The sequence below is a fragment of the Funiculus sociatus GB2-C1 genome, assembly GCF_039962115.1.
Classification (GTDB): Bacteria; Cyanobacteriota; Cyanobacteriia; order Cyanobacteriales; family FACHB-T130; genus Funiculus; species Funiculus sociatus.
This window is the reverse complement of record NZ_JAMPKJ010000096.1, coordinates 1-17,470: the sequence shown is the minus strand read 5'-3', so window position 1 is coordinate 17,470 and position 17,470 is coordinate 1. Positions and strand designations below refer to the sequence as shown.

The 17,470-nt window shown below is 44.8% G+C and carries 9 protein-coding genes; 7 read left to right on the top strand and 2 right to left on the bottom strand.

The genetic code is table 11. The features are described 5' to 3' along the window. Positions 1-101 precede the first annotated feature (101 nt). Positions 102-587 (bottom strand): DUF1206 domain-containing protein, encoded by a 486-nt coding sequence (locus NDI42_RS26780; protein WP_190450645.1) that lies wholly within the window; start codon positions 585-587, stop codon positions 102-104. A gap of 257 nt (positions 588-844) precedes the next feature. On the opposite strand from NDI42_RS26780, the gene NDI42_RS26775 reads away from it, so the two are divergent. Both NDI42_RS26775 and NDI42_RS26770 read left to right on the top strand, forming a co-directional pair. Further along, on the top strand, positions 845-1,921 hold the full coding sequence (locus NDI42_RS26775) for an AI-2E family transporter (RefSeq protein ID WP_190450643.1): 1,077 nt from the start codon (positions 845-847) through the stop codon (positions 1,919-1,921). A 451-nt stretch (positions 1,922-2,372) separates the two neighbouring features. Then, a complete protein-coding gene (locus tag NDI42_RS26770) occupies positions 2,373-5,897 on the top strand; it encodes a DUF8508 domain-containing protein (protein ID WP_190450641.1) in 3,525 nt (1,174 codons plus the stop codon). Positions 5,898-5,958: 61 nt separating this feature from the next. Here NDI42_RS26770 and NDI42_RS26765 read toward each other — a convergent pair whose 3' ends face one another. After that, positions 5,959-6,117: a hypothetical protein gene (locus tag NDI42_RS26765; protein ID WP_348231781.1), complete on the bottom strand. Its 159-nt coding sequence runs from the start codon at positions 6,115-6,117 to the stop codon at positions 5,959-5,961. 119 nt (positions 6,118-6,236) lie between these two features. Here NDI42_RS26765 and NDI42_RS26760 point away from each other — a divergent pair, with 119 nt between their 5' ends. The 5 genes from NDI42_RS26760 (at position 6,237) to NDI42_RS26740 (ending at position 17,158) form a co-directional block, all read left to right on the top strand. Next, a complete protein-coding gene (locus NDI42_RS26760) occupies positions 6,237-10,478 on the top strand; it encodes a beta strand repeat-containing protein (RefSeq protein ID WP_190450637.1) in 4,242 nt (1,413 codons plus the stop codon). Positions 10,479-10,750: 272 nt separating this feature from the next. Beyond that, the gene (locus tag NDI42_RS26755; RefSeq protein WP_190450635.1) at positions 10,751-11,434 is read left to right on the top strand and encodes a peptidylprolyl isomerase; all 684 of its coding nucleotides are present in this window, start codon (positions 10,751-10,753) and stop codon (positions 11,432-11,434) included. A gap of 82 nt (positions 11,435-11,516) precedes the next feature. Beyond that, positions 11,517-14,504, top strand: coding sequence for a peptidase domain-containing ABC transporter (locus NDI42_RS26750; protein WP_190450634.1), 2,988 nt, complete (start codon positions 11,517-11,519; stop codon positions 14,502-14,504). A 161-nt stretch (positions 14,505-14,665) separates the two neighbouring features. Further along, a complete protein-coding gene (locus NDI42_RS26745) occupies positions 14,666-16,243 on the top strand; it encodes a beta-barrel domain-containing protein (RefSeq protein ID WP_242017438.1) in 1,578 nt (525 codons plus the stop codon). A gap of 543 nt (positions 16,244-16,786) precedes the next feature. Beyond that, positions 16,787-17,158, top strand: coding sequence for a hypothetical protein (locus tag NDI42_RS26740; RefSeq protein WP_190450632.1), 372 nt, complete (start codon positions 16,787-16,789; stop codon positions 17,156-17,158). The last annotated feature ends 312 nt before the right edge of the window (positions 17,159-17,470 follow it).

Here is a 17,470-nt window from a genome sequence, read left to right as displayed (position 1 = left end):
ATCTAAACGGGCTGAGCATGATTTCTATGACCAGATTTGGTTCTCTCGCATCCGTTCATTAACCTGTCACCCTTGATCTACCAAGCATCTACAAAGATGTGTCAGGCAGTCAGGGAAACACCCACAGCGATCGCGATGGCTCCGACAATCCAAAATAGCTCTTGTCCCAAAGGTTGTTCCAGCAAACGCGCCGCCCAGTCTCGCCGCCAGCTGCTATCGTCGCCTTCTTTACCAAAAACAGTCTGCACAGCGCTAAGCGATACACCTGCGTAGCTCAGACCACTGAGCGCATAGCCAAGGCGCTGTACAATTCTCTTAGCATTAATCTTGCCTTGATGCTCCGGATCGAGCAATGCCTGAGTCAACTGCCATAGCACGTACCCCATCAGACCAAAAGCAATCAAAGCAAGCAAAAATTTTCCAAACGGCTGTGCAACAATTGTATCCAAAGCTCCGCTCGTGTCAGCCGTTTTGCTGCCGGAGCCAAACGCCACAGGTATCGCCAGCAAGCCAATAATAAAGTACACTATTCCCTTCGCCGCATAACCGAACCGCGCAAGTTGCTCTATCCAAGTGCTACTAGGCATTTATTTATGATGAAATCTATCTGATGGAATTGCCTCAACACTTAGCCTTACAAAAGACTAGGGATTAACGAGTGTGCTTGATACTATATTCGCCACAGTTAAGGCGTGAAAAACCTTAACTTAATATATAAATTAACATAAAGCAAAACCTTAAAAACGCTTTTTAGACACTTCCTTAAGGAGGAAGACACAAGCAGTTTCAAAAGATTAAATTCGACACAACCGCTTCAAATCGACCAAAAGATGGAGACAGCATTGTGCGTTTAGGGCAATGGGTCGGATTAATCGCCCTGATCATTTCTCTTTACATTTTGTGGAAAATCCAGCAAGTTGTGTTGCTGGCTTTTATGGCTGTGGTCTTGGCGACAGCCATAAACCAACTTGTGAAATGGCTTGTGCAACAGGGAGTCAACCGAGGCATCGCCATTGCCTTATCAATTATTAGTATAGTCACAATTGTGACTATTTTTCTTGCCTTGATTGTTCCACCTTTTTATAATCAACTTCCACAATTGATTGAATGGGTGCCACAAGGATTAGATCGGCTACGGGTGTGGGCTGAATCGCTGCAAACCCGACTTCCAGGGCAATCTTTAGAAGACGCCCGTGTTTTTAGTCGTTTAACTGAACAATTACCCGGTTTTATTAATCGGTTGCTTACAAATTTTTATAGCTTGTTTGCTAACTCAATTCAAATTATTCTGAGCTTATTGTTGGTCTTAGTTGTGACCATCATGCTTTTGCCGAATCCCAGTTCTTACCGGAAGGCATTTTTGCTGCTATTTCCTAGCTTCTATCGTCAGCGAGTCAATAAGATTCTTTCTAAATGCGAAGTTGCTCTGAGCGGTTGGTTAATTGGCATTCTTTTTAATATGACTGTGATTGCCCTTCTGAGCGGTTTGGGCTTGTGGATTTTGCAGGTGCAACTCCCTCTAGCCAATGCTCTTTTAGCAGGTTTATTAACGTTTATTCCTAATCTTGGCCCTACTTTAAGTGTTATACCACCAGCAGCACTTGCCTTACTTGATGCACCTTGGAAAGCAGGTGCAGTGATTGTTTTGTATATCCTTATTCAGCAAATTGAAAGTAACCTTCTGACACCTTTAGTTATGAAGCATCAGGTGTCTCTTCTACCAGCAGTCACCTTGTTGTCACAGGTAGCTTTCGGCATTTTCTTTGGTTTCTTAGGTCTTTTACTAGCTTTGCCATTGGTGGTTGTGGCTCAAGTTTGGTTAAAGGAGCTTTTGGTTAAAGACATTCTCAATACTTGGCAGGAAGATACAGAAGATAACCCAGATTCACCAATGGCTGAAAGCGAAGAAACTAGCACCTAGTTTAAATTTGAGTTAAGGAACATCCCACTTTTGTCAAAGCATTTGTGGAAGAAGTACAAATTTTCTCCTAGCAAGAGCCAATGGGGACTCAGGAGAATGAGGAGTTATAGAAACAGCAATTTAGTGCGTTTCCGAGTTATTAATTTATAAATCAAAATTTTTCCTGAGTATCCCGCAAGAAACTGAGGAAAAATTTTCTGTGAAGCACTAGAACACTTTAAATATAAGTGATATCCTGCAAGACGAACTAAAACCCAACTTTAAGTAGAGGTTAAAGATAGGTAAATGTTCTTGTTTTTACCTCTAACTTATTGTTTTCCAGATAGACAGGCAGTATTTCTACTGATTTTAGTTGTCTAACTAAAATCAGCATCGTGCCAGTTTGTCAGATGCGATCGCATCTGAATTTTCAATTCTGCATCTTGCGTTTTCTACCACAAAAGAGGGTTCTATGGCAGGCTTATTTTTCTCAGAGTATGTTGAGGGCAGCAGTAACAACAAGGCTCTTGAAATCTACAACAGCACTGATGCGGCAATTGACTTGGCAGCAGATAGCTACGTGGTGCAGATGTATTTCAATGGCAGCACCTCTCCTGGTTTGACGATTTCTCTGACTGGCACCGTGGCAACCGGCGATGTGTTTGTTTTGGCTCAGAGTAACGCCAATGCAGCGATTTTGGCGCAGGCAGATCAGACAAATGGTGCAGGATGGTTTAATGGCGATGATGCCATCGTGCTGCGTAGGGGTGGAGCAAGTGGAACCATCATTGATGTAATTGGTCAAGTTGGCGTTGATCCGGGAACTGAATGGGGTAGTGGACTTACAAGTACAGCTGACAACACCCTCCGGCGCAAAAGCAGCGTTACAACTGGGGATACCATCGAGAACAATGCCTTCGACCCCAGCATTGAATGGGATGGCTTTGCTACAGATACGTTCGATGATCTGGGAAGATATACTCGCAGCGACAACCCAACACCAACATCCTCGCTAAGTTTAAGTGTTTCCCCCGTTTCCTTCTCAGAAGCAGCTGGTGCAGATGCGGCTACTGGCACTGTGACTCGCACTGGGGATTTAACAAATCCGTTGACAGTCAACCTTGTTTCCAGCGATACGGGAGAGGCAACAGTTGCCACAACTGTCACCATTGCTGCAAATGAAGCATCGGCAAGCTTTGCGATCGCTGCGGTTGATGATGCCCTGATTGATGGCTCCCAAACGGTGACATTAACTGCCTCTGCGACTAACTTTACCAACAGTACGACCACCGTCACGGTCACAGATAACGATGCCACGGCAGGGAATATCCGCATCCGCGATATTCAAGGTGCTAGTCATACCTCACCGTACTTAGGGCGAAGTGTTTCTAACGTGGCGGGTATTGTCACTGCTGTTAGGTCTAATGGCTTTTATTTGCAAGATCCTGATCCTGATGCGGATGATGCCACCTCTGAGGGAATTTTTGTTTTCACGGGCATAAGACCCAGCGTCAGCGCTGGGGACTCCCTGTTGGTAAGCGGTAGTGTGAGTGAATTCACTCCAGGTGGTGCTAACTCCAACAATCTCTCAATTACTCAGATTGGTGTTGGTAATACGGGAAGAATTAACACCCTCTCAAGTGGCAATCCGCTACCTGCTGCGATTGTAATTGGTAGCGATCGCACGCCGCCGACGCAGATTATCGATAATGATTCTTTTGCCCTCTTCGATCCTGCCCAAGATGGCATTGACTTCTATGAAAGTCTCGAAGGAATGCGGGTGCAGGTTAATAACGCTGTGGCAGTTAGTCCTACCAACGATTTCGGTGAAATCGCTGTCTTGGCTAACGATGGGGCGAATGCTGGCACTCGTACCGAGCGGGGCGGTATTATCATCCAGCAAGGGGATTTTAATCCAGAACGTATCATCATTGACGATCTGCTAGTTCCTAATGCGCCACAGGTGAATGTAAGCGATCGCTTCAACGGTTCGATTACTGGTGTCATCGACTATAGCTTTGGCAATTACAAGCTGCTTAATACAACACCGTTGCCAACTGTCACTTCTGGTGGTATTGAGCGCGAAACTACCACGTTAACGGGGACTGAAGACCAGTTGACAGTAGCTAGTTTCAACGTCGAGAATCTTGACCCCAGCGATGGTAGCAAATTCGGCAGCCTTGCCAATTTGATTGTCAACAACCTGAAATCACCAGACATCCTGAGTTTGGAGGAAATACAGGATAACAATGGTGCCACAAATGACAGCGTTGTAGATGCCAACCTGACCTATCAAGCTTTGATAGATGCGATCGCAGCCGCAGGTGGCCCCACTTACGAATTCCGTCAAGTTAACCCAGCAGACGACAGAGATGGCGGTCAGCCTGGGGGTAATATTCGCGTCGGCTTCCTGTTCAACCCTGAGCGAGTTGACTTTGTAGATCGTCCCGGCGGCACTTCCACAACCAACACCACGGTAATTGATGCCAATGGTGCGGAACTTTCCGCCAGTCCCGGTCGCATTGTTGACACCGACCTCTCAGATGGCGATGCCTTTGCCAACAGCCGCAAACCCCTGGTCGGCGAGTTTATCTTCAACGGCAATCAAGTTTTTGTCATCGGCAACCACTTTAACTCTAAAGGCGGCGATCAACCACTTTTTGGCAGCAACCAACCACCAATACTCACCTCTGAGGCTCAACGTCTGCAACAAGCGGAGATTGTTAACAACTTCGTAGAAAGCATCCTCGCTGCTGATGCCAATGCCAATGTAGCTGTAATGGGTGATTTCAACGACTTTCAGTTCTCAGACCCATTGGAAGTATTGAAAGGAGATGACCTGACTAACTTGGTGGAGACTCTACCACTAAATGAACAATACACCTACGTGTTTGAGGGCAATTCTCAGGCACTCGATCACATCCTCGTAAGTGGCAATCTTCGCACCAACGCGGCTGCTGAAATTGATATTGTGCATCTAAATGCCGAGTTTGCAGATCAACAAAGCGATCACGATCCGCTGGTGGCTCGTTTTACCCTTCCTACCCCAGTAATCAATGGCACCGCGAATGATGATGTGCTGACTGGCACTAACCGCAATGAAACCATCAATGGCGGTGCTGGTAATGACACAATCGATGGCGGTGCTGGCAATGACACAATCAATGGCGGTGCTGGCAATGACACAATTAATGGCGATGCTGGCGATGACACAATCGATGGCGGTACTGGCTATAACGACCGGATATTTGGTGGTGACGGTAACGACACAATTATCGATCCAGATGGTGTAAACGCCGCTCACGGTAAGGCTGGCAACAACACGATTAACGTCACTTTCGCTGCTGGGTGGGACAATGACACCAACCCCAACAATGGCCCGCGTTCCGATGGGAAGATTGGTGGCGGTCACGGTGACGACAATATCACCGTGACCATGAACAATAGCAAGTTTTTCATTAACCTGCGAGGCGATGAACCAGTCACCAATCAGCCGCAAGATGGGAATGATGTTATTACCCTATTAGGCACTTATCAGAGTTCGGTTGTTGACATGAATGGAGGTAACGACACCTTTAACGGTGGCATTGGTGGTGACAATGTATCCGGCGGTAACGGTATCGATCTCTTAAATGGTGGTGCTGGCGGTGACAAATTATCTGGTGGGGATGGCAATGATAGTTTGATTGGCGGTGCTGGTGATGACTTGCTGGTCGGTGGTGCTGGCAACGATACTCTGACTGGAGACGCTGGAGGGGACAGGTTTGTGTTGGTAGCCGTTAATAATGGCATTGATACCATTGTTGACTTTATGGATGGTGAAGACCGAATTGGGTTGTCGGGTGGTTTGAATTTTGGGCAGTTGAATATTACACAAGGCACGGGTGGTAATGTCAACGACACCCTGATTAGCCTCAAGAGCAATAATGATCTTTTGGCAATCCTAACCGGGGTAGAATCCACCACTCTCAATGGTGCGGATTTCACGAGCGTATAAAGGATAACTGTAGGTAGCGTGGCAATACCTGTTGGTTAACCTCTCCCCAACCCCTCTCCTTTTAGGAGAGGGGTTTGAAGATTCCCCCTTCCCTTGTAGAGAAAACTGTTAGGGGGTTAGGTCTTTGATTGTCCTTTAGCAGCTTCAGGTCGCGAAACCCAAAGATGGCGATCGCGCGTTTTCTAGAGAACGCGATCGCCATAAATTTTCTGCTCGTCAAACACAAATTAGCAATATTCCGAAAATACACTGGAGGCGGGGGTATAAACACTTGTGTAGACTCGTACTGGCACACAGTCAATCAGTTCTCACAAAACATCTACCCAGATACATAAAAATATGGCTCCCATCGTTGCGATCGCTTCTGGCACCAATCCTCGCGAAACCGGGTCAACTATTGGCAAATTTCTCCTCACCCTCAGCGAACCTGCCCCAGATGGCGGACTGACCATCAACTACACCGTGGCTACTGATCTAACTGCTGCTACTCCCGGTGTAGACTACACCGCTTTAACAGGTAGCATCACCATTGCAGCCGGGGCGACCACTGCCTTTATTGATGTTGTCGCCATTGACGATGCCAGCCTTGACCCTAATGAAACCGTAGGAATCACCCTAGCAGATGGTACAGGTTACACCATCGGTACTGCCAACACAGCCAGCTTCACCATTACAGACAATGACGGTACTTCTGGTAATGACACACTTATTGGCAGTGATGGCAACGACATCATCAATGCGATCTCTGGCAACGACATCCTAACTGGCAATGGTGGTGATGACTTCCTAGAAGGGGGAGCAGGTAATGACACCCTGGATGGAGGAGAAGGTAACGACTTTCTGATTGGCGGCTTAAACTCTCCCGGCCCCAGCCCCTTTAGTGTTGATGACAACGACATCCTCCGAGGGGGACAAGGCAATGACCGCCTGGATGGAGGAGGAGGCAACGACTTCCTTGATGGGGGAGAAGGCGTTGACACTCTCAGGGGTGGTAACGGTAACGATGTTTACATCATTGACAATCCTCAAGACAGGATTGAGTTGGAGATTGAAACTGCCATAGGCGGCATCGATCGCGTAGAATCCAGCGTTAGTTGGATTTTGGCTCCTGGGCTGGAAAACCTAACTTTAACTGGATTTGCTCCCATAAACGGCACGGGTAACAGACTTAACAACATCATCATCGGTAATGATGTCAATAACCTACTCAGGGGCGATATTGGCAACGACACTCTGATAGGCGACGGCGGCGATGACTTTCTGGATGGGGGAGGAGGCAATGACACCCTGGATGGGGGAGTTGGCAACGATACTCTGATAGGCGACGGTCCCGTTGTAATTCCTGATGGCAGCAATGACATTCTCCGGGGGGGAGAAGGCAATGACCGCTTGGATGGGGGAAATGGCAACGATTTCCTTGATGGGGGAGAAGGTGCTGACACTCTCCGGGGTGGTAACGGTAACGATGTTTACATCGTTGACAGTCCTCAAGACACAATTGAGTTGGAAACCGAAACTGCCATAGGCGGGATTGACAGCGTAGAATCTAGCGTTAGTTGGACTTTGGCTCCTGGGCTGGAAAACCTAACTTTAACAGGGGGGTTTACGGGGTTTGGCCCGTTCAATGGGTCTGGTAACAGACTTAACAATGTCCTGCTCGGCAACGAACTCAATAACCAACTCATGGGTTTTTCTGGCAACGATACCCTAAATGGCAATGGCGGCGATGACCGTCTCGAAGGTGGAGAAGGTAATGACACTCTCGAAGGTGGAGAAGGTAACGACTTCCTGATTGGCGGCTTAAACTCTCCGGGCCCCACCCCCTTTAGTGACAACGACATCCTCCGGGGAGGAGAAGGCAATGATCGCCTGGATGGAGGAGAAGGCAACGACTTCCTTGATGGGGGAGAAGGCGCTGACACTCTCCGGGGTGGTAACGGTAACGATGTTTATATCATTGACAGCCTTCAAGACAAGATTGAGTTTGAGATCGAAACTGCCATAGGCGGTATTGATCGCGTCGAATCCAGCGTTAGTTGGATTTTGTTTTCTGGGCTGGAAAACCTAACTTTAACTGGATTTGCTCCCATAAACGGCACGGGTAACAGACTGAACAACACCATCCAGGGCAATGATTTCGATAACCTACTCAGGGGCGATTTTGGCAACGACAACTTAATTGGGAACGGTGGCAATGACCGCCTGGATGGTGGAGAAGGTAATGACACTCTCGAAGGTGGAGAAGGTAACGACTTTCTGATTGGCGGCTTAAACTCTCCAGGCCCCAGCCCCTTTAGTGACAACGACTTCCTCCGAGGGGGAGAAGGCAATGACTTTCTTGAGGGGGGAAATGGCAACGACTTCCTTGATGGGGGAGAGGGGTTCGACATTCTCCGAGGTGGCAATGGTAACGATGTTTACATCGTTGACAATACTCTCGACAGAATTGAACTGGAAACCGAAACTGCCATAAGTGGGATTGACCGAGTAGAATCCAGCGTTAGCTGGATTTTGGCTCCTGGGCTAGAAAACCTGACTCTAACTGGTTTTGCTCCCATAAACGGCACGGGTAACAGACTTAACAACAACATCATCGGCAATGATTTCAATAACCAACTCCGGGGCGATCTTGGCAACGACACTTTAACTGGCAATGGTGGCGATGACTTGCTGGATGGGGGGCTGGGTAATGACACCCTGGATGGAGGAGAAGGTAATGATATCCTGATTGGCGATGCCTTTCCCTTACCACTTCCCAGTGGCGGCAATGACATCCTCCGGGGAGGAGAAGGTAATGACCGCCTGGAGGGGGGAGAAGGCAACGACTTCCTTGATGGGGGAGAAGGCAATGATATTTTCCGGGGTGGGAACGGTAGCGATGTTTACATTGTTGACAGTATTTCTGACCGAATTGAGTTGGAAACCGAAACTGCTATAGGCGGTATTGATCGCGTAGAATCCAGCGTTAGTTGGAATTTGGCTACTGGGCTGGAAAACCTTACCCTGACTGGATTTGCTCCCATAAACGGCAAGGGTAACACACTTAACAACAACATCATCGGCAATGATGTCAATAACCTACTTCGGGGCGATTTTGGCAACGACACTTTAATTGGCAATGGTGGCGATGACTCGCTGGATGGGGGAGCAGGTAATGACACCCTGGATGGAGGAGAAGGTAATGATATCCTGATTGGCGATACCACCATACCCGGCACGCTACTTCCCGGTGGCAACAACGATATTCTCCGGGGAGGAGAAGGCAATGACCGCCTGGATGGAGGAGAAGGCAACGACTTCCTCGATGGGGGAGAAGGCTTCGACACTCTCCGGGGTGGCAATGGTAGCGATATTTATATTGTTGACAGCAATGAGGACATTGTTTCAGGTGAGATTGAAAGCGGTTTAGGCGGAATTGATCGCGTAGAATCCAGCGTCAGTTATCGGTTGGGAACTGGGTTAGAAAACCTGACTTTAACAGGTTTCGCCACGATCAACGGCACGGGTAACAACCTGAACAACACCATCATCGGTAATGAACTTATTAACGTATTAATTGGTTTTGCTGGCAACGATACTCTGACTGGCAATGGGGGAGATGACCGACTCGATGGGGGAGATGGCAATGACATTCTTGATGGGGGAGATGGCAATGACTTCCTCAACGGTGGAGTCGGAAGCGATCGCTTGATTGGTGGTACTGGTAACGATATCTACATCGTAGACAGTATCACTGACATCATTACTGAAGATGCCAATGCTGGCACAGATACCGTCATTTCTTCCGGCACCTGGACGTTGGGTGATAACCTGGAAAACCTGAGCCTAAGCGGAATAGCGGCGATTGACGGCACGGGCAACAGCCTAAACAACTCGATTACAGGGAATTCTGCCAGCAACACTCTTAACGGTGGAGAGGGCAATGACTTCCTCAATGGTGGAGTCGGAAGCGATCGCTTGATTGGTGGTATTGGTAACGATGCTTACATGGTAGATAATGCCACTGACATCATCGTTGAAGATGTCAATGCTGGTACAGATACCGTCATTTCTTACGTCACCTGGACGCTGGGTGACAACCTGGAAAACCTCACCCTAAATGGGGCAGACGCGATTAACGGTACAGGAAACAGCCTGAACAACTCGATCTCCGGGAATGGTGGCAACAACACTCTTGACGGTGGAAGCGGTAATGACATTATCAATGGTGGAGGCGGTGATGACATCCTAGTTGGTGGACTCGGCAATGACACCCTTAATGGTGGTGCTGGTAGCGATCGCTTTGTCTTTAATGCTTCAAATCAAGGTATTGACAATATCACTGATTTTGTGGTGTCAGATGATACTATCGAAGTGTCTGCGGCAGGTTTTGGTGGTGGGCTAATTGCAGGTGCAGCGATCGCACTGGATCAGTTCGTAATAGGATCAACCTCTGTCGATGATAGCGATCGCTTCATCTACAACAGCACTAATGGTGCATTGCTGTTTGATGCAGATGGTACGGGAGCGATCGCGCAAATACAAATAGCCACCCTCTCTACTGGTCTTGCCCTAACTAACGCGGATCTTGTCGTCATATAGTTATAGATGTAACAATCTAACCAAGCTGCCGCCATAGCTAAAAGTTGATGGGTAGGAGCAAATTATCTTAGCTACTACTCATACGTAGGTACTTGCTGCTATAGTCGCTAAGTCTGGGCTGATTGGGTTTGAAAAGTTATTCAGTATTAACACTGGATAACTTTTTTGGTACTTATACAGCACTTACTGAGGCAGAGTGGTTTGTGTAGTGGCAAAATGTAGTCTGAGTGAATTTTCGCAGTTCTAACTATGAGTAATTATTTGGACAGGATATGACTATAGTTCTGCAAGTAGGCGATCGCTCGATTACTGCCGAGGAAATTATTCCCTTACTAGCTAGTTATCGGCTCCTACCTCAGTTATTACGCGAACTTATTATTGACTCTGCGATCGCTTCTATCGAATGTAAGCCAGAGGAAATAACCCGTGTCAGCCAGCAATTGCAGCAGCAAAATTCTCAGGGAATGGCTCCAGAACAAGCCATTCGAGGGTTAAAGATTGAAAAGTTTAAAACTGTGACCTGGAGTAATAAAGTAGAACCTTATTTTTTAAAGCGCAAAGGACAGCTAGATAAAATCATTTATTCCTTGATTAGAACTCAAGACGTCGGTATTGCACAAGAACTGTATTTCCGCATTCAAGAAAAAGAGCAGTCTTTCGCCGAACTAGCGAGAGAATATTCCCAAGGGCCGGAGGCTCAAACAGGCGGTTTAATTGGCCCGGTGGAGTTAAGTGTACCCCATCCCACCCTAGCTCAGATACTTAGCAAAAGTCAGCCCGGTCAACTATTGCCACCGACTCGTTTAGGCGAATGGCTGGTGATTGTACGAATGGAAAAATTTATTCCGGTTCAATTGGATGATGCCACGCGACAGCGGTTAATTGATGAACTATTTAGCACCTGGCTACAAGAGCAAGTTAATAATTGTTACCAGTCATTAGCTATTAGTCATTAGTCCTTAGGATCTAATTATTATTTACTATAAGCTTTAGCTAATAGGCCCTGACTCAGAACCAGTAATTAATAAATAATAAGAAATGACATACACTAGAATCAATATTCAAGAATTTTTATTAAAATTATCTCCTTTCGATCAACTGCCAATTGCTGACCTAGAAAAGCTATCGGAAAAATTTGGGTTATTGCGATATCGCATGGGGCAAGCAATTTTATTGCGGGAAAAAATGCCTGCCCAAGTTACTATTCTCTATGAAGGGCAAGCGCGTCTATTGGGGTACGACCCTTATAACCAGATGGCGGTGACACTGCAACGGCTAGAACCTGGTGAAGTGCTAGGTTGGGTTGGGTTGCTCCGGGGTACGCCTTGTGAGACTGCGATCGCATCTACAGAAACTCTTTGTCTAACTCTCAGCGCAGGGGATTTTTTAGCTTTACTAAAACAACATCCCCACTTAGCTGCTGCTTTTCAAAATCGCTGTTCTTTGATAGAAGTTTTTGACTTACTAAGCGTCTACTTACAACAGCGAGCTGATAGCGAAACACTCTTGAAAGCAGCGGGTGTGTTAAATCTTAAAGACCTAACCTTAAAAGCTTATTCAGAATCAGTAATTGGCAATTTACCTGGTGATAGAAACTCTTTGGATTCTAACCGGATGTGGTTAGTTAGTAACAGTAGCTTACAGCAGTTATCTGTGGGCGATTGCCTAAGTTTTGATGATATATCTTCTCTGAAAACAGAAGCATCCAGTCAAATTCGTTTGGTAGGCTTACCTGATCTTTTAGGTTCGCCAACTCAATCAGCTATAATCCCAAATCAAAAATCAGAAATCCAGAATCGGGAAGATATTCCTTATGCTCCCGACACACCCTCTGAACTAGAGTCAGTCGAGAACACTTTTCAAAAATCAGCGAAACGCCAGAAATATCCTTTTGTGCGAGGTAGCGGCACATTAGAAGCTGCTGTAGCTTGTTTTCAGATGCTTTCCTTGCATCTAGGTCTGCCCTTTCGCAAAGACGTAATTAAGAGAATTTTAGCCAGCCAATTAGATAGAACTGGTAGCCTTTCTTTACCAGTTTACGGTGCAGTAGCTGAATTGATGGGGTTGACAGCTCAACTAATTAATGTGCCCGCTAATGCCGTAAGTCGTTTGCCAGAACCAGCAATAATTATCTGGCAAGATAGCGCCGCAATTCTCTACGAAATTAGCCAAAAAGAAATAGTTTTCGCAGTGCCTGAAATAGGCATCTTACGACAAAAACCCGCTGACTTTATTCAAAATTGGGGATCTGAAGGGCAGGTACTGCTGCTTAAAACTAATCGCAATACTCCCAAAGAACGTTTTAGCCTGCGTTGGTTTTTGCCTTCAGTTTATCGTTATCGGCAAGTGCTAACAGAGGTATTTGTTGCCTCTTTCTTCGTGCAATTATTTGGCTTAGCTAACCCTTTAATTACTCAAATTATTATAGATAAAGTTCTAATTCAAAATAGCCCGGATACATTGCAAGTTTTGGGGGTGTTTCTAGTGGTGATGGCTATTTTTGAAGCCGTCCTCACCAGTTTGCGAACTTACTTATTTGTAGACACTACCAATCGCATTGACATAGCCCTGAGTTCGGAAATTATTGACCACTTACTGCGGTTGCCTTTGCGATACTTTGAACGGCGACCTGTGGGCGAATTATCAACCAGAATCAATGAATTAGAAAATATCCGTCAATTTTTAACCGGAACAGTTTTAACTGTTGCGTTAGATGCGGTTTTTTCTGTTATTTACATCGTAGTAATGGCGATTTATAGTTGGCTGCTGACGTTGGTTGCTTTAGCCACCATACCTCTGTTTGCATTGCTAACTATGCTGGTTTCTCCCATCGTCCGGCGACAGTTGCGTAGTAAAGCTGAACGCAATGCAGAAACGCAATCTTATTTAGTAGAAGTTTTATCAGGCATTCAAACAGTAAAAGCTCAAAATATTGAACTGCGATCGCGCTGGCAATGGCAAGAACGATATGGGCGTTATGTGAGTGCTGGTTTTGAAAACGTTTTGACTTCCACAACTGCGGGCGCTACTAGTAATTTTCTGAACAAACTTTCAAGTTTGTTAGTGCTTTGGGTGGGAGCTTATTTAGTGCTGCAAGGTAAATTATCTCTAGGGGAATTAATTGCATTTAGGATTATTTCTGGCTACGTCACAAGCCCTTTATTGCGCTTAACTCAACTGTGGCAAAACTTCCAAGAAACAGCTTTATCTTTAGAACGTCTTAGCGATATCTTGGATACGCCGCCAGAAGCAGATGAACTAGATCGCAAAAATATTCCGATGCCAGTAATTCGGGGAGATGTAAAGTATGACAATGTATCTTTCCGCTTTAATCCGACTGGGCCACTACAACTAAATAATATTAGTGTAAAATTTCCGGCTGGTGCGTTTGTAGGAATTGTCGGGCAAAGTGGTTCTGGTAAAAGCACGTTGATGAAGCTTCTACCTCGTCTTTATCCACTCGAATCTGGTCGGATTCTGGTTGATGGCTATGATATTACTAAAGTAGAACTTTATTCTATTCGCCGTCAGATTGGAATTGTGCCGCAGGATACGCTGTTGTTTGAAGGTACAGTTCAGGAAAATATTGCTTTAAATGCTCCCGATGCTAGCGCTGAAGCAATTATTGAAGCTGCAAGAATTGCGGTTGCTCATGACTTTATTATGGACTTGCCGAATGGCTATAATACTAACGTTGGGGAACGGGGTTCAGCACTATCTGGGGGACAAAGACAGCGGATAGCGATCGCTCGTACTATTTTGCAAAACCCAAACTTGTTGATTTTAGATGAAGCAACCAGCGCTCTAGACTATAATGCTGAGCGACAAGTGTGTTTGAATTTAGCAGACGCTTTTCGGGGTCGCACCGTATTTTTCATTACTCACCGTCTTACCACAATTAAGAACGCCGACATGATTCTGATGATGGATCAAGGCTCAATTGTGGAACAAGGAACTCATGAACAGTTAATGGAAATGAAAGGTCGTTATTACTGCCTTTATCAACAACAAGAAGCACAATTATAATCAAAGGCAAAAAACAAGAAATCTTCGTTTCCAGTCTCTGTAACGAATAAGGGGAGGCTCTGACTCCCGCCGTAATTCATGAGGCTCAGTCTTATAAGCTGCATTCCCAAGCTCAGCCTGCAAACGAGAAATTTTATTTTACTCAGCACTCAGCGTTTTTTATGATGAATCAACAGAATGGTACTAATTCCAATAATCGGCCCGCAGCTGCATCAGAAGCCAAATCTGAATTGGAAAAATTGTATCCCCAACCCTCAAATAAGAACTTAAAATATACTCATAATAGTAAATTTGAACAACCTGTAATTCTCCGGCAATCACCTATGTGGTCGCGGGCAATCGTTTGGGGGATTATCGGTGTAACAACATTCAGCTTTGTGTGGGCATCTGTTGTCAAAATTGAGGAGGCTATCCCAGCACAAGGCAAACTAGAACCTCAAGGTGCAGTTAAAGAAATTCAAGCACCTATGGGAGGTGTTGTAAGGACAATTCACGTTGAAGATGGACAAAGGGTTAAGCAAGGTGAATTGCTTTTAAGTCTGGATACAACTGCTGCTCAAGCTCAAAAAAATTCCCTGGATAATATTTCCCAAGCCTTAATTCAGGAAAATCAATTTTATCGAACTATACTGAATGGACAGAATTCGCCAGCCAGAATAGAACAAGCGATCGCGCAACTTAACTTACCTCCAGAAATCGCCTCGCTCACCAAAAGCCGTTCTGCTCTAGCATCGGAAAATAAACTCTATCGCACTCAACTGACAGGTTCTTTTCAAGGCTCAGACTTAACACTTGAGCAACAAGCACGTCTTCAATCAAGTTTAGAAGAATTAAAGTCTCGCACTGTTGCTGCTGAATTGGAAGTTAAACAATTGGAAAGGCAACTGAGCCAGAATGAGTTACAGCTAGCAAACGCTAAAAATGTTTTAGTTGTAAACGAGCGAATTTTTAACGATTTGAAGCCTTTAATGAAAGACGGGGGAATTTCCCGAATTCAGTTTTTAAGACAGCAACAAGAAGTTGGAACCCGTCAGGCTGAAGTGAACCAACTGCTACAGGAAGAGGAGCGTTTGCAGTTTGCGATCGCGCAAGCCAAAGAAAAGCAACAAAACACCGTTTCCCTTTCCCGAAAAGACTTGTTCTCGCAGATTGCGGACAACGAGAAAAAACTTGCTGAAATTGATGGTCAGTTGAATAAAGCAATGGTGGAAAATGACAAACGCCTTGCTGAAATTAAAAGTCAATTGAGCCAAGCCCAGCTAACTTTAAAATATCAGGAAATTAGATCGCCTGTAAATGGGGTTGTATTTGAGCTACAGGCTCATACACCAGGTTTTGTTGCTACCACTAGCGAACCAATTCTCAAAATAGTTCCTAGCGAAAACCTCATAGCCAAAATTTTTATCACCAATAAAGACATCGGTTTTGTAAAAGTCGAAGATAAAATGCAAGTAGATGTCAGAATAGATTCTTTTCCCTTTAGTGAATTCGGTGATATTAAAGGTGAGTTAATTTCTATTGGTTCAGATGCTTTACCACCCACTGAAATTCGTCCTTTCTACAGTTTCCCTGCCAAAATTCGCCTAGACCAACAATTTATTGTGATTAATGGTCGGCAAATGCCACTACAATCAGGGATGTCATTAAGTGCAAATATCAAAGTACGCAAGCGTCCAGTTATTAGCATCTTTACAGATTTGTTTATCCAGAAAATTGAAAGCCTGAAGTTTGTTAGATAACTCAAAAACAAAGGCAATATTAAGCTGGGTATTGCTAAGTCCTCTCAAGGTGATTGCAAACATCCCAGAAACACTTATGCTGATGCTATCTGTTCATAAACTTCATTTAGTACGATACTTAACAGTGGCTACTGATAGATAGCCTATTAATAGGGATAATGCTCCCTTCAGAACTGTCGATCAACCGCCATATGGCGTTTTTAAATAGAATTTTACGCTGCCTAGTGGTTAGAGTTAGATAAAATTGATTTTTTTTGATATTATTAACGGCTCTATGTTGGAGCCGTTTTTTGTATAGCAATACCTAGACTTTTTTGTTTATAAAAAGCGTAAGATTTATACAGCACAGCTCCCAACAGATAGCAGATAAATAGTCTTATGCCAGTAGCTTCTAAAATCTCATATACTTGAGTATTTATGCTTGTCATAATGTCATAAGTAACCTGGAGCATTATGTACTTGTGATATTAATCACAATATTAAATAGTAATTGTAACTTTTAATTTGGGAATACTACTAAAAGACGTACCAAAGGTTAAATTAATGAACGCTTTCCAGATAGTTCAGCTTTATAAGGCTGGTAAGACTGCATACAAAGCAGGTAAGGAGGGTAAGAAACTTTATGAAAACTTGCTTCACGGAGGTAAGGATCGTATAGGTGAAGTTCTTATTAGAGATAGCCGATATCATCTTTGGGAAGTGAAAGTACGCCAGACAGGTAAGCGAGGAAGATATCTCAAGATAAATTCAGAACTAAATGGAGACGAAATTCTTGCATCAGCAGATAACTACAAAATAGGGAAATATCTTTCTATTACATCAGAAGAATGGGAAGTATTTGCTATATGTACACAAGATGATAACGCAAATATTCATAAATGCGCTCAGGATATTCTCAACAAACTTGTGAGATAGAATAAGAAACTGCTAAAAGTTTAGAGGACTTGTTAGACAATCATACAGCTAACAAGCCTCTTATACACATGAATATACAACATTCATGGGTTATCATATTGAACAAGTAAACTATCTGTACAACAAACAAAAAGATGTTGAAGTTACTATGAGTAAATGTCCTATATGTTTGAATATATCCCAAGATGATGTTAAGCTCCTGACTGCCTGACACATCTTTGTAGATGCTTGGTAGATCAAGGGTGACAGGTTAATGAACGGATGCGAGAGAACCAAATCTGGTCATAGAAATCATGCTCAGCCCGTTTAGAT

What these genes read in the sequence shown, in the direction of transcription:
- NDI42_RS26770 (WP_190450641.1), top strand. Translation starts at nt 2,373, where the DNA reads ATGGCAGGCTTATTTTTCTCAGAGTATGTTGAGGGCAGCAGTAACAAC.
- NDI42_RS26760 (WP_190450637.1), top strand. Translation starts at nt 6,237, where the DNA reads ATGGCTCCCATCGTTGCGATCGCTTCTGGCACCAATCCTCGCGAAACC.
- NDI42_RS26740 (WP_190450632.1), top strand. Translation starts at nt 16,787, where the DNA reads ATGAACGCTTTCCAGATAGTTCAGCTTTATAAGGCTGGTAAGACTGCA.
- NDI42_RS26755 (WP_190450635.1), top strand. Translation starts at nt 10,751, where the DNA reads ATGACTATAGTTCTGCAAGTAGGCGATCGCTCGATTACTGCCGAGGAA.
- NDI42_RS26750 (WP_190450634.1), top strand. Translation starts at nt 11,517, where the DNA reads ATGACATACACTAGAATCAATATTCAAGAATTTTTATTAAAATTATCT.
- NDI42_RS26780 (WP_190450645.1), bottom strand. Translation starts at nt 587, where the DNA reads ATGCCTAGTAGCACTTGGATAGAGCAACTTGCGCGGTTCGGTTATGCG.
- NDI42_RS26745 (WP_242017438.1), top strand. Translation starts at nt 14,666, where the DNA reads ATGATGAATCAACAGAATGGTACTAATTCCAATAATCGGCCCGCAGCT.